This window comes from Nocardia sp. NPDC058705, from assembly GCF_042749305.1.
GTDB lineage: Bacteria > Actinomycetota > Actinomycetes > Mycobacteriales > Mycobacteriaceae > Nocardia.
Genome location: NZ_JBHYRN010000017.1, coordinates 18,750 through 32,284 on the forward strand (window position 1 = coordinate 18,750; position 13,535 = coordinate 32,284).

At 68.8% G+C, this 13,535-nt stretch carries 12 protein-coding genes; 2 read left to right on the plus strand and 10 right to left on the minus strand.

Annotation, left to right across the window (positions count from 1 at the left end; genetic code table 11):
* The first annotated feature begins 206 nt into the window (after positions 1-206).
* The gene (locus ACFW6D_RS19855; RefSeq protein WP_379330109.1) at positions 207-1,499 is read left to right on the plus strand and encodes a hypothetical protein; all 1,293 of its coding nucleotides are present in this window, start codon (positions 207-209) and stop codon (positions 1,497-1,499) included.
* Positions 1,500-1,553: 54 nt separating this feature from the next.
* Here the strand turns inward: ACFW6D_RS19855 and ACFW6D_RS19860 are convergent, their stop codons facing one another.
* The 10 genes from ACFW6D_RS19860 to ACFW6D_RS19905 all read right to left on the minus strand — a co-directional run bounded on the left by ACFW6D_RS19860 (position 1,554) and on the right by ACFW6D_RS19905 (position 11,908).
* Entirely contained in the window at positions 1,554-3,014 is a 1,461-nt protein-coding gene (locus ACFW6D_RS19860; protein WP_379330111.1) for an AIM24 family protein, read from the minus strand.
* A 137-nt stretch (positions 3,015-3,151) separates the two neighbouring features.
* Positions 3,152-4,123 (minus strand): ABC transporter substrate-binding protein, encoded by a 972-nt coding sequence (locus ACFW6D_RS19865; RefSeq protein ID WP_379330113.1) that lies wholly within the window; start codon positions 4,121-4,123, stop codon positions 3,152-3,154.
* A 47-nt stretch (positions 4,124-4,170) separates the two neighbouring features.
* Positions 4,171-5,259, minus strand: a complete 1,089-nt coding sequence (locus ACFW6D_RS19870) for a FecCD family ABC transporter permease (protein WP_379330115.1) — start codon at positions 5,257-5,259, stop codon at positions 4,171-4,173.
* Entirely contained in the window at positions 5,256-6,227 is a 972-nt protein-coding gene (locus tag ACFW6D_RS19875; protein WP_379330117.1) for an ABC transporter ATP-binding protein, read from the minus strand. Before ACFW6D_RS19875 ends, ACFW6D_RS19870 begins: the two co-directional genes overlap by 4 nt.
* The gene (locus tag ACFW6D_RS19880; RefSeq protein WP_379330119.1) at positions 6,224-7,180 is read right to left on the minus strand and encodes a hypothetical protein; all 957 of its coding nucleotides are present in this window, start codon (positions 7,178-7,180) and stop codon (positions 6,224-6,226) included. The genes ACFW6D_RS19875 and ACFW6D_RS19880 overlap by 4 nt, the downstream gene beginning before the upstream one ends.
* Positions 7,170-8,606, minus strand: coding sequence for an MFS transporter (locus ACFW6D_RS19885; RefSeq protein WP_379330121.1), 1,437 nt, complete (start codon positions 8,604-8,606; stop codon positions 7,170-7,172). The genes ACFW6D_RS19880 and ACFW6D_RS19885 overlap by 11 nt, the downstream gene beginning before the upstream one ends.
* Positions 8,603-8,773, minus strand: a complete 171-nt coding sequence (locus ACFW6D_RS19890) for a hypothetical protein (RefSeq protein WP_379330123.1) — start codon at positions 8,771-8,773, stop codon at positions 8,603-8,605. Before ACFW6D_RS19890 ends, ACFW6D_RS19885 begins: the two co-directional genes overlap by 4 nt.
* Positions 8,770-9,810: a PLP-dependent cysteine synthase family protein gene (locus ACFW6D_RS19895; RefSeq protein WP_379330125.1), complete on the minus strand. Its 1,041-nt coding sequence runs from the start codon at positions 9,808-9,810 to the stop codon at positions 8,770-8,772. The genes ACFW6D_RS19890 and ACFW6D_RS19895 overlap by 4 nt, the downstream gene beginning before the upstream one ends.
* Entirely contained in the window at positions 9,807-10,634 is an 828-nt protein-coding gene (locus ACFW6D_RS19900) for a hypothetical protein (RefSeq protein WP_379330127.1), read from the minus strand. Before ACFW6D_RS19900 ends, ACFW6D_RS19895 begins: the two co-directional genes overlap by 4 nt.
* Positions 10,631-11,908, minus strand: a complete 1,278-nt coding sequence (locus tag ACFW6D_RS19905; protein WP_379330129.1) for an ATP-grasp domain-containing protein — start codon at positions 11,906-11,908, stop codon at positions 10,631-10,633. Before ACFW6D_RS19905 ends, ACFW6D_RS19900 begins: the two co-directional genes overlap by 4 nt.
* 154 nt (positions 11,909-12,062) lie before the next feature.
* Between ACFW6D_RS19905 and ACFW6D_RS19910 the strand changes: the two genes are divergently transcribed.
* Positions 12,063-13,487, plus strand: coding sequence for an amidase (locus ACFW6D_RS19910; RefSeq protein ID WP_379330131.1), 1,425 nt, complete (start codon positions 12,063-12,065; stop codon positions 13,485-13,487).
* Positions 13,488-13,535 lie beyond the last annotated feature (48 nt).

Consider the following 13,535-nt stretch of genomic DNA (forward strand, 5'->3'; position numbering starts at 1 on the left):
CTGGCCCGGGCGGCAGCGGGGGATTATCTTCGCTGATCCACGGTCGCACCGAAAATGTTGGGCGTGTCGCGCACGGCGCGCCGTGTTCGGGGTGCCGTGTGCGAGCATCGGTTTCGCGCTCGAGGGTATATCGACTAAGAATGGCGTGTGCCGTTCACACGTGTGGTCACCTGCCTGCCTTTGCGCGCCCCGGGCGGTGGTCTGGCATGACGATCGAGTCCGGTCCCACCGACGACGTCAGCCAGCTCGCCGAGCGAGTCGAACGTGCCCGTGGGCGCCTTGCCTATCAATTCGATCCAGCCCTCACCGACGCGCTGTCGGAGGACGAGCTGCGCGCCGAACGCGAACTCGCCGAACGCATCCGCGAGCAGGATCGCGAGCAGCGCTGGAAGCACACCCAGGCGATGGCATCCGCCTCGGACCGCAGCCGTCAGACCACCGAAGCGATCGAGAAGGCCGACATGCGAGATCTGCTGCTCGCCCGGAAGGCGATGGCCGCCCAGCGGCGCGAATCGAGCCCGCACGCGCGGCTGGCTTCGCTGTATCGGCACCGGTCCTGGTCGCTCAAGGCGCTGGCAGGCGTGGTCGGCGCCGGCATGCTGTGGTCGGCGGTGAACGTGCAGCAGAACATCGCGCCCGGTGGGCCGAGCGATCCGCTGTTCTGGTTCAGCTATCTGCTCGAGGCGATGATCAGCGTGTGTCTGATCATCATCATGGTCGGCACGAACAAGGTTGCCGAGTGGGGTGTGATCGACAATCGCCGCCAGGTCGCCCTCGCCGAGCTCGCGCTGCTCGGCCTCACGGTCACCCTCAACACCTATCCCTATGTGCGCGACGGGCGTTGGTACGACGTGGCGGTGCACGCGGTGGCGCCGGTGATGATCGGTGTCGCGCTGTTGATCCACGACGCGGTCAGCGCGCGCTACGGTCTCGCGATCACCCGCGCGACCAGTCAGGTCAGGGACCTGCCCGACCCGGCCGACACCATCCTCGCCCGCCAGACCACCGAGGGCATCCGGCTCACCTACACCCCGCCGATGTCGGGTGCCGCCCGCGCCGAAGCGGTCGCCGCCGTCGAAACGGCCGCCACGACCCCGATCACCCGCGAGCCGGCCTGGACTCCCACCGAGCCGGTCAGCAACGGCCGCACCCCCGAGAAGCGCAAGCGCTTCGGTATCGGCAAACCGTCGTCGGCGGACAAGATCACCGCCAAGCGCGTCCCGCCCGCCCCGGCGCCCGTCGCCGCCCCGGAACCCCCCAAGGAACCGGCCAAGCCAGAGCCCGTCGCCGACGCGGTCCCGGCCGCGCGCAAGAGCGCCATCTCCGACATCGAGGCCCGCGTCGAAAAGGCGTTCGCCGAAGCCAATTTCGGCTACGAGGCGATCGAGCCGACCAGCATCTACGACACCGGCCAGTTCCGCATCGCGGAAAGCCTGGAGCAGGAACTCAACGACATGCGTGAAGCCCGCCGCCAGGCCCGCAAGGAACGCGCGAACTAGTACGCACAGAAAAGGCCGATACCCGCTCAGGTATCGGCCTTTTCTACGTTCGGATCAGCCGAAGAGGCTGCCGCCGGTGCCTGCTTGCTGACCGCCGCCGGTGCCGCCGAGGAGGCCGCCCGGGGGGAGTTCGGAGGGTTGGACGATGACGAAGCCGCGGCCGGAGAAGGCCAGGGTGCTGGCTTCGCCGGTGCTGCGGCCCATCAGGCGGCCCAGGCCGAAGGAGTCGTTGCGTTTGATGCCGGTTTGCAGGCTCGAGGACCAGGCTACGGCGGCGTTGGGGTCGGCGTAGGTGGCCTGGTCGACGGTGAGGACTACCGGGGTGCCGTGGGTGGTGATGGCGATGCGGCCGCGGCCGGTGAAGACGCAATTGAACAGGCCCGCGTTGGAGGCGTAGCCCGCGGCGCCCTGGACGCGGCCGATGTCGTAGCGCAGGGTGGAGTCGAAGGCGAGGACATTGGCGCCGTTGATGGTGAGGCCGTCGGTGCCGTCGAGGTCGATGATGTGCACGTCGGCGGCGCTGTTGGCCAGGAACAGGTCGCCGCGGCCGATCACCTTCATCAGCGGCACGCCTTCGCCGGTGAGGTGCTGGCGGATGGCACGACCGATGCCGCCGGAGCCCTGCGCTTCGAACTTCAGGTCACCCTGATAGGCCACCATGGACCCGGCCCGCGCCATCACCTCCCCGTTCATGCCGACCTTCACCATCTTGCCGCCCTGCTTCTGGATACCGAGGCCGTTGACCTCGGCATGCGAGGGGTCGAACAGGTCGCTGTGCACGGGCTGGGCTCCTTGCTGAGAGGCATACATCGGTTGTGGTGCGGGGGCGCCGGGGCCATGGCCGGGCGGTGGGTAGCCCGGGGTGCCGGTTGGGGGAGCTCCGGGTGGTGGGGCGAATTGGCCGGGAGGCGGCGCGCTGGACCCGGGCTGGTGCGGATGGACAGGCGTGCCCTGCGGCGGATAGCCGGACCCCTGCGCCGGGCTACCGGAACTGCTCTGCGGCGCAACAGGTTCGGGCTCGTCGTCGAGGTTCACTCCGAAGGCTGATGCGATTCCCGCGAGGCCGTCGTCGTACCCCTGCCCGATCGCGCGGACCTTCCATGCCCCGTTGCGGCGGTAGACCTCCACACACACCACACCGCTCTCGGTGGTGAGCCCGGATATCGGGAAAGTCAGTGCGGTGGAACCGGATTCGATGGTGGTGGTCAGTGCGCCGACCGAGGCGAAAGTCGCGGGCCCACGACCGTCGAGACTGGCGGTGACGACCACCTTGTCCACATCCGCGGGCAACGCCGAGGTCTGCACCGACACCACATCGGGCCCACCGTTGCCGTGCCGGTACACCACACCGGGCCCGGAGGGCTGATTGAAGAAGACGAAGTCGGCGTCGGAACGGACCTTGCCCGCGGTGTTCACCAGCAGTGCCGACACGTCGACCGACGCCGAACTCGCGACCGTGACGGTCAACTGATCACCGGGTGCGGGCCGGTTCTCACCGGGTGCCAGCGCGGTCACGACCCAGCACCCGAACGTCGTGCGATTCGCAAGTGTTCCACGCGTTCGATAGTGCCGTGTATGCCGTGACCGCGCCAGTGATCCCGGTCAGTGCGCGGATTCGCCCGGGCGATCCAGGGTGATTTCCAGGTGCGCGGTCACCGCAGCGCCGTCAGTTCACGGTCGAGCACTTCCAGGCCCTCGACCGCCACCGGTCCGGGGCCGGTGTAGCCGAAGGGCACCACGATGATCCGGTTGTCGCGGATGGCGCGCAGACCGGCGAGTTCGGGCCGCTGACGCAAGGTGGTGCGCACTTCGTCGGGCGTCTGGTCGCCCTGGGTGAGCAGGATGATCACCTCGGGGTCCGCCGCGATGAGCGTTTCGGTGTTGGCTTCGAAATTGCGCTTGTCGATGTCGCCGTAGATGTTGTCGAGGCCGAGGATTCGCATCTGTTCGTGCACGGTGCTCTTGGCGCCGTAGGCCTTGAGCTGGGCGCCGTCGCGGGACAGGATCAGCGTGGCCGCGGGACGGGAAGCCGTTGTGCCGCTGTGTCGTTCGGTCACGGCTTGGACGCGCTGTTTCAGCGTGGCGACCTCGGCGTCGGCGGCGCTCGCGGTGCCGAAGAGCTTTCCGTAGAGCGCGATGTCGGCGAAGGTGTCGGCGAAGGTTCCGGCCGCGTCCTTGCAGTAGCCGCGGGTGACGATCAGCGGGATGTTCACCTGGGCGAGGTCCTCGTGGGTCACCGAGAGCCCTTCGACGCTGACGACCAGGTCGGGAGCACGGTTGATGATCTCCTCGCGGGCGAGTTCAGCTGTGGGCGCGGTGATTTCGACATCCTGCAACGCGGCGCCGTACTGGCCGGGGAACGAGGCGGCTTCGAAGGTGCGGGTGACGATGCGGTCGGGAGCGCCCGCGGCGGCGATCAGCGGTGCGGCGATGGAGCCGACGGTGACCACCCGCTGTGGCGGCGAGGTGAACGTGACGTCGCGACCGCAGCTCGAAACCGTCAGGGGGAAACCATCTGTCGCCGAGGCGGTGGTCGAAGCCGGTGTGCCGCAACCGGTCACGATGGCCGTGGTGATCAGTGCGAGAACAGGTACGGCGGAGCGGCGGGCCGAGGTGGTGAGCATGGTGATCGGTGTTCCTCATCGATTGGTGGAGAAGGGTGTACAGGAATTCAGGACGGGCCCGCCGCGCGGAATCGGCGGATCAGCACGAGCAGCAGGGGTGCGCCGACAGCCGCGGTGACGATCCCGATGGGCAGCTCCCGCGGGGCGAACGCGGTGCGTGCCGCCACATCGGCGACGACCAGGAACAGTGCCCCGATCAGTGCGCTGGTCACGACCAGCCGGCGGTGGGTTCCCCCGGTGCACAACCGCGCCACATGCGGCACGATCAGCCCGACGAAGCCGATCGCGCCCGCGACCGCGACCACCGAGCCGACAGCCAGCGCCACCACGATCAGCGCGTAGAGCCGGATCCGGTTCGGGGCGATGCCGAGGGTGCGCGCGGTGTCGTCGCCCGCTGCCAGCGCGTCCAAGCGCGGCGCCATCAGCAGCACCGCGATCAGCGTCAGCGCGACGACCGTCACGGTGGTCGCCACGGACGTCCAGGCGGCGGGCGCGAGTGACCCGAGCAGCCAGAACAGCACGGTTCGTGCGCCTTCGGGCTGGTCGGAGGCGAAGATGAGGAAGCTGGTCGCCGCCGAGAAGATGTAGCCGATGGTGACCCCGCCGAGGAGTAGTCGCAAGGACGTGAGCTGTCCGTTGATTCGCGAGATCGCGAACAGCAGTGCCGTCGCGGCCAGTGCCCCGAGGAAGGCGCTCGCGGTGAGCGCCGTCGTCGTGGTCGCCGCGGTGACGCCGAACAGCAGGTACACCGCGGCACCGGTCGAGGCGCCGGAGGTGACGCCGAGGATGTGCGGGTCGGCGAGCACATTGCGCACGATGGTCTGCAGCACCGCGCCGGTGATCGCCAGTGCGGCGCCGACGAGCGCGCCGAGTAGCACGCGCGGCACCCGCACCAGCCAGACGATGGAGTCCTGCGCGGTGGTCCAGTCGACAGTCACCGGGTGGCCGAAGACGTGATGGCCGATGATCCGCGCGACCGTGCCCGGCGGGACGGAGACTGGTCCGAGCCCGGCCGCGACCACCAGCGTGAGGGCGAGCGCGAGGGTCAGGCCGGTGATCAGTAGCAGCGTTCGGCCCCGGTGACGGGCGTGGTCGAGGTCATCGATGGGGGCATCCGGCACCAGCGTCGCGGTCATCGTGTGGCCGCCTCTCTCGTATCGGCCGTGGTCGATCCGGCGCTGGGGGAGGAAATGTCGGGTCCGGTGGTGTCTCGGACGATCGCGCCCGCTGCCGCCGTTTCGGGGAGGTCGGTCGGCGCGAGGTCGTCTCGGGAGCTGGCCGCTTCGGGGTCGGCCGTTGACGTGCTGTCCGCACTTTCGCGACCTGTTGCCGGGTTACCGGGCTCGGTGGCCGGGCCGAAGAGGAGTTGGACGGCGCCGAAGGCGCAGGTGCGGCGGACGGGGATCTGGTAGACGGGTTCGAGGATCTGTGGGGTGAGTACTTCCTCGACAGTTCCGGCGGCGGCGACCGTGCCCTGGTCGAGCAGGACGAGGCGGTCGCAGTAGCGGGCGGCCAGGTTCAGTTCGTGGAGCACCACGACGGTGGTGGTCTCGGTGAGACCGCGGACCAGGGTGAGCAATTCGTGCTGGTAGCGGATGTCGAGGTGGTTGGTCGGTTCGTCGAGGAGTAGGTGGTCGGCCTGCTGGGCCAGTGCTCTGGCGATCAGGACGCGCTGGCGTTCGCCGCCGGAGAGGGTGGCGAAACGGCGCTCGGCCAGTTCGCGTGCCCCGACGTGCTCGAGTGCGGCCGCGGCGGCGATCCGGTCGGCACGCGAATACCCTTGGAACGCACCGACCCACGGGGATCTGCCGAGTAGGACGGTCTCGGCGACGGTGACCGGGGTGTCGGGCGGTGCCTCCTGTGCGACGACGGCGAGGCGGCTCGCGAGCCCGCGCCCGCGCAACTTCTCCACCGGCGTCGCATCGATCACGACGGACCCGCCCGCAGGGCGCAGGGCCCGATACATCAGCCGCAGCAACGTGGATTTGCCCGACCCGTTGGGGCCGATCAGCCCGAGCGTGCTGCCGGAATCGACGTGAAAACTGATGTTGTCGAGGGTGATTCGACCGTCGTAGGTGAAGCGGATCTGGTCGACGGTGATCATCGCGGCGTGCTCTCTGTTCGGGGATTGGTGAGCAGGTGTGGGTGGTCGACGGTGGAGACGCGCTGCTCGGCGTGCCCGCCGGGTCGCCAGGAGTGGTGCACCGTGATCGAACAGGCGAAATCGGCGCAGATCTGTTGTGCGGCAAGGACTTGCTCGCGCAAGTGCGGGTCATTGTCGGCGAGCAGGATGCCGGTGGTCGTGCCGCTGTGGGCGACGACGACACCGGCAGCGCCGATCGCGCGGGCAGCCCGGATGGTCTCGTCCAGGTGTGGACGGTCACGCGTCGCCGCGCTCAACACCGCGCTGCAGGTGGACACCGCGCCGATCGTGGCGACGTCGCCGTGGGTGATCGCCGAGCCGAGTTCGCCGAGCAGCCTGCCGAATTCGCGCTTCTCGGCAGGGCCGAAACAGGGTTCGGCCCGGTTGAATTCGACGGTGTCGACCGAGCCGCCCTCGTCGCCGGTGACGATCGTCAACGCGGGGAGGGTGCCCAGCCGGGCGAGTAGCCGAACCTCACGATGAAAGTAGGCGACGGTGCCCGGGTACATCACGCCGTCAGAGGGTTCGATGGCGCGCAGGTCGGCTTCGAGTTCGACGAGGGGCACGGTGCGGCCCTCGGCGTCGGCGATGGCGCGGGCGGTGGCGACGAGATCGGCCGTGGAGCTCGCCAGTCCCTTGCCCTCGGGGAGTTCGCTGTGCAGGGTGAGTCGTCCACCGCGCAGCACACTGGACCTGGCGATCATCGCGCTCGCGAGCCGATGGGCTTTCGACTTCCCCGGTGGCGCAACGGTTATGCCGTCGTCGCTCGGCTCGAAGACAGCGACCGTGCCGCGTCGGATGGGCAGGGTGACCAGGAAGTGTCGGTCCTGTTCGGTGACGCCCTGTAGGAGCTCCCCGCAGCTGCCGAAAGCGCGCCCGACGCCGATCCCCGGCGAGGCGAGATCAATCATCATCGGAGGCAGCGCCTTTCATCGGATGCGTCGCCGAAGTCCTCGACCGCAGCCCGCCGCGTGTCTCCGGCCGTAAGCTGTAGGGGCTGTTTGTGGCGACCTGCTCGATGTCCGACCGCGCGACTGGCGTGTCGTCGACCGTGACAATCGCCTTGTGATCGACATCTGGCTCGAGCGGGGCAGTTTCGGCTTCAGGCAGCAGTTTTCGGTGATGCAGTCGCAGCAGCGCGGCAGCCGACAGCAGTCCGGCCGCGGCACACAACAGTGAGGGCGGCCAGCTCAGTGGGCCGCCGGTGCGATCGAGCACCGCGCCGGTCGACGAGGTGGCGACGACGGTGAACAGTCCGGCCGCGAGATAGAACGCGCCGAAGTAGGTGCCGGTCAGTCGAGGTCCGGCGAAGCGGCCGATCGCCTCGTTGACGAACGGTTGCACCGCGGTCACACCGATCGCGAGCAGCACTGCGGCCGCGACCACCGGGGACACCCGGATTACCGTTCCCACCACGCCATTTCCCTTGAACGCGACGAGCCCCGCAGCGGCAGGCGGCACCAGGAACGCCGCACCCATGACCGCCATCCCCAGCGCCATCGCGGACCCACGCTGTGGTCGGCGCGCCAGCACCGTGGTGACTCGCACCTGCAGCGCCACCACGGCGATCGTCTCGACCACGAACAGCGCGGCCACCGCCCCCGGACCGTGTCCCGGCCCGGCGCTGTCCTGCGCTTGGAGGGTGAACAGGAAGTAGATCTGGCTCTGCAAGGCGAACATCGGCGTCAGCGCGAGGGTGAACGCCCAGAACCGGCGATCGGTGAACACCGTCGCGAAATCGGCGCCGACCCCACCGTCGTGCGTCGGCACCGGTCGCGCGGGCAGCAGCAGCCACTGCACCACGGCCAGTACCGCGAAGATCGCGGCCGCGACCAGCGCCGAGATCCGGAACCCGGCGGCGATCAGCACTGTGCCGAGCACCGGCCCGATCGCCGAGCCCGCATTGCCGAAGACATTGAACAGCGCGAATGCCTGCGCCGATTGCGCACCGCTGTCGCGGGAGATGAACGCGCGGACCGCCGGATTGAACAGCGCCCCGGCGAAACCGGTGAGCACCGAGGCCGCGAGCACCACCGGCAACGAACCGCCGACGGCGAACAGTGCGAAGCCGAGCGCCCTGATCGCGAGGCCGACCATGATCACCCCGCGTGCGCCGAGTCGGTCGGCCGCCGACCCGCCGACGAGGAACAGGCCCTGCTGGCTGAGGTTGCGCACCCCGAGCACGATCCCGACGACCGCCGCTGACAGCGCGAGGTCGTCTAGAAGATAGTCGGCCAGAAACGGTACGAGCAGGTAGAAGCCGATATGGCCCACAAGGTGATTCACGAGCAGTAGTCGCACGGCGCCCGGCAGTGCGCGGAAGGTATCGACGCCGTTCATCGGGCGGGTCCGTGCTGGGGAGAGGACACGTCGGCTCCGGCCTGGGCTCGCTCGATAACGGTGGCACGCACGATCAGGCGCGAGTCTGGTTCATCGGCATCGGCATCGGCATCGGTCAAGGCACCGGCATCGGTCAAGGACGCTGCCGCGGCATCGGTCGGGGTCACGCGCTCACCTCGGCCGCGGGGTCACGCACGATCGAACAGCGGCCCCAGCCGACCACTTCGACGCTGTCGGGGGTGGTGATCCCGGTGGGTTCGGTGGCGGGCGAGCCGAACAGGTCGTTCGCGCGGCACCAGTCGTCGTTGTAGATAGTGCCCAGGTAGCGGTGTGGTCCATCGGGGAACACGGTGAGCACTTGGGCGTCGGGTTCGCGCTCGGCGACCCAGCCCGCGACCAGGGCGGCCGCGCCGGTGCTCCAGCCGCCCGCGATTCCGGTGGCCGCCGCGACCCGGCGACACGAGGCGACCGCCTCGGCCGCACCCACCCAGTGCACCTCGTCGAAGTCGGCGTAGGCGACATTGCGGGGCAGGATGCTGCTGCCGAGGCCGCGCATGAGTCTGCGCCGGTCGGGCTGGCCGAAGATCCGGGAGCCGACCGCGTCGACCCCGATCACCCGCAGCCGGGGCCAGCGCGTGCGCAGCACCCGGGCGAGCCCGGCACAGTGCCCGCCGGAACCGATCGAGGCGACCAACACGTCGACGGTGTCGACCTGGGCGAGGATCTCCTCTCCCATCGCCTGGTAGCCGCCCGCGTTGTCGGGGTTGTCGTACTGGTCGGGCCAGTACGCGCCCGGTGTGACGGCGAGCAGTTCGGCCAGCCGGTCCAGCCTGGCCTGCTGCCAGCCGCCGGTCGGGTGTGGCTCGGTGACCACGTCGAGGGGGATCCGAAAGGCCGAGAACAGCGCGCGCAGATCGGGTTCCAGCTCGTCGTCGACTACCAGCAGCACCGGGTGACCCAGCGCCTTACATGCCAGCGAGAGTCCCAGTCCCAGCGTGCCGCTGGTGGATTCGATGATCGTCGCTCCCGGCGCGAGGTCACCTCGCGCCGATGCGGCACGCAACATCGACAGCGCCGCACGGGATTTCATGCCCGCGATGCTCGCCGCTTCGAGTTTCGCTGTGTACCAGCTGTTTCCGGACGGGATCGGCACGGCAGGCGTACCGCCGATCAACTGCAGAAGTGCGGGCTGTGGTGGTGTCATGACAGCTCTCGGTAGGTGACGATGGTGCTCGGCCCGCCGTCGAGGGAGAAGAACGGGTAGGGCTCGGCCGACACCGCGTGCACGCCCGCGCCGACGAACCAGGGCAGCACCGCGCTACCGGTCTGCGCGAACAGCACCAGCGGCAGGTCGCGCCGTATCGCGACACCACGGAATTCCTCGAATGTCTCGTTACCCAAAGACATTCCGGTAACCAGCAGCGCGTCGAAATCTGACGGAGCCTGCTCGACCGACTCGAAAATCGGTTCACCCCATTCGGTGACCCCACCCGCGAGATCGCACGGCAGATACGCGATGGCGCGCGCCCGCAATTCGGCCAGCAGCGAACCGACCACGCCGACAACAAGCACCCGCGACACCCCGGTGGGCAGCAGATCCACGACGGCACTCGCCCGTCGGCGCGACTTCGTCAGCGAGGTCGGCCCGTCGATCAGGACAGGCTCGCCGCGCGCCCCGCCGGCGTGCGGATGCGGGCGCACATGCATCAGATAGGCGTCGAGCGCGGCGACGCGGACCGCGGGCACCGGATGGTCGAGCAGTTCGGCCAGCGTCTCCGCGACACAGTCGTCGACGAGATCGTCACTGGCCGTGCCGGGTTCGAGTCCGCAGGAACCGACGGCCGCGCCGACCCGGATGCTGAGCACCTCGTTGCGATAACTGCGCTGACGTCCGGGATGCCGGGTGCCGTAGGTGGTGCGAAATGCCGTCGAAGCGCGCAGTGTCGTCGGCTCGGGGCCGAGGCGGCCCGTCCGCGCCCAGTCGGTGAGCTCGGCGATCGAGGTGGGGCGCAAGGCGGATTCGATCATCGCGCGTCACCGAGGTCGAAGCGCAGCTCGGCGATCAGCTGCTGCGCCAGATCGCCAGTGGTGCAGTGTGTTTCATCCACCACCATGACGTGGCCGAGGTAGGTGTTGTTGTCGGTCGCGGGACGGACCTCGGTGCCGACGGTCGGCAGTTTCTGCTCCACGATCCGAGGGTTCGTCGCCCAGTCCTGCGCACCGTCCACCCCGGTCAGCAGGCCTGTGTCGGTGGGCACGGCGAAGGCTACGGCCGCGCTGGCGATGCCGGTATCGCGTGGTGTGACATCGGGCTTTCCGCCCGCCACCGCTTCGGCGTGCACTGCGGTGAGATCGATTCCGGTGACGCGCCGCACCAGTTCGGTGATGCGATTGCCGGCGGGGCGGGGGTTCACCTCGATCAGGCGTGGGCCCTGCGCGCCGAGTTTGACCTCGGTGTGCGCGACGGTCGCATCGAGACCGAGCGCGGTGATCGCGGCGACTGCCAGGTCGGACACGGCCGTGGTGTCGGCGGTCCCGAGGTCGGCGGGGAACATGTGGCCCGATTCGATGAAGGCCGGGGCGCCGGTGATCCGCTTGTCGGTCACCCCGATCACGGTTGTCTGTCCGGCGACGGTGACCGTCTCCACGCTGAATTCCGTTCCGTCCAAACACTCTTCGAGCAGGATGCGCGGTGAGCGGCGTTGGCCTCTGGCATTGATCGGGAATCCGGCGATGGCAGCCACCGCCGCGCGCAGTTCGACTTCGTCGCACACCCGTCGGACGAACATCCCGCCGCACAGATCGACCGGCTTCACCACCAGCGGATAGCCGAGTTCGATTGCAGCGCCGACAATCTCGTCCCACTCCTGCGCAATGGCGAAAGCGGGGCCCGCGACACCGGCGGCCCGGCAGATCACCCGGGTCCGGTATTTGTCGCAGGCGTCGGCCACCGCCGACCTACCGGGGCCGGGCAGGCCGAGGTCGGCGGCGATCGCGGCGACGGTCGGCAGGTAGTAGTCGCACGAGGTGAGCACACCGTCGAAACCGAAGGCCGCCTGCAGCTTTCGCACGAAGGGCAGCAGGGTCGACTCGTCGTTGGTTTCGGCGGTGAACACGTTGGCCGCACCGAGTAGTGGGTGCGGAACCGGGGTTCCCGGCCGCAGGTAGTGCCCGAGATCTCGGGTCAGAAAGCTGAATTCGTGGCCGCTGTCGTTGATCCCCGCCGGCAGCAGGGTGCTCATCGAGCCGACCCAGCTCTCCACCATCAACAGGTGTCCCACATGTCCTCCAAGCTCGAGCAAGGTGCTAATGATAACCATTATCGTTAGGATTGCGATAGTCGAGCACTTCGAGGACGAGGCGCCGTGGAAGTCCGAATACGACCGGGAGCGAGGTGGGCTGCGCGGAATCTTGTTACCGCTGCAAAAGGCCTGCTGCTCGCATTACGCTGCGGGCATGAGCTCTGCCGTGCACGGATTCACCGACGATGCCCTCGGGACACACGACGCTGTCGGTCTCGCCGCGGCGTTGCGTGCGGGGGAGGTGAGTCGGGCGGAGGTGATCGAGGCCGCGATCGCCAGGACCCGTCAGGTCGAGCCGAGTCTGGATGCCGTGCAGATGACGTGTTTCGAGCGCGCGGCGTCGACGCCGGAAACCGCAGGCGTATTCGCCGGGGTGCCCGCGTTCGTCAAGGACAACACCGATGTCGCCGGGCTGCCCAGCTGCCACGGTTCGGCGGCGTTCACCCCGCACCCGGCTACGGTGACCAGCGGTCCCGCCGCGCAGTTCCTGCATTCGGGCGTGATCGTGCTCGGCAAGTCGACGCTGCCGGAGTTCGGGCTCACCGCGAGCACCGAGTTCACTCATCGCGCGCCGACCCGCAATCCGTGGAATCCGGAGTACTCGGCGGGCGCGTCCTCGGGCGGGTCGGGCGCGCTCGTCGCGGCCGGGGTGGTGCCGATCGCGCACGCCAACGACGGCGGCGGCTCGATCCGCATTCCGGCCGCGGCCAACGGTCTGGTCGGCTTGAAAACCACCCGCAATCGACTACTCGACCAGCCGGGCGCCCGCAATCTGCCGGTCCACCTGGTCGCCGAGGGCGTGCTCACCCGCTCGGTCCGCGACACCGCGCACTACCTGGCCGCGGTCGAAAGATTCGAGGCGAATCCGAAGCTCGCGCCGGTCGGGCTGGTGGAGGGGCCGAGTGCGCGCCGATTGCGGATCGGCCTGATCACCGCCGATATTCTCGATCGGCCGGTGCATGCCGACAACGGCGCCATCCTGGCGTCCGCGGCGAAGGTGCTCGAGGGTCTTGGCCACGAGATCGTCGAGATGCGCCTGGAGGTGGATCCGCGCTTCGTCGAGGACTTCAAGCGATACTGGGCGATGATGGCCGCGGCGATGACGCTGTCGTTCCGGCTCGGGCATCGCGGGCATTTCGATCCGCGCAAACTCGACCCGTTCACCACCGGTTTGATCGGGATGGCCAAGCGCAATCCGCTCGCGGTGGCGGCGTCGACGTGGCGGTTGCGCGGGGGAGTCGCGGCCTACGACAAGCATTTCGCCGAGGTCGACGTGCTGCTGACGCCGGTGCTCTCACACCCGGCGCCGCGCATCGGCGAACTCGCGCCGGGACAGCCGTTCGACGCGCTGTTCACCAAACTCGCCGACTATGTCGGCTTCACCCCGCTCAACAATGTCGGTGGGGGACCTGGCATTTCGCTGCCGCACGGACTGCTGTCGAGCGGTCTGCCCGGTTCGATCCAGCTCGCCGCTCGTCGTGGTGACGAGCGGACGCTGCTGGATCTGGCCTATCAGTTGGAGGCGACGAGTCCGTTCCCGCGGATCGTCGACCGGGCTGCTGCCGCGGGAGCCGCCTGATCAGCTGTCACGGTGGCTGATCAGGGCAGCGCCACGCCGGTCAGTTGT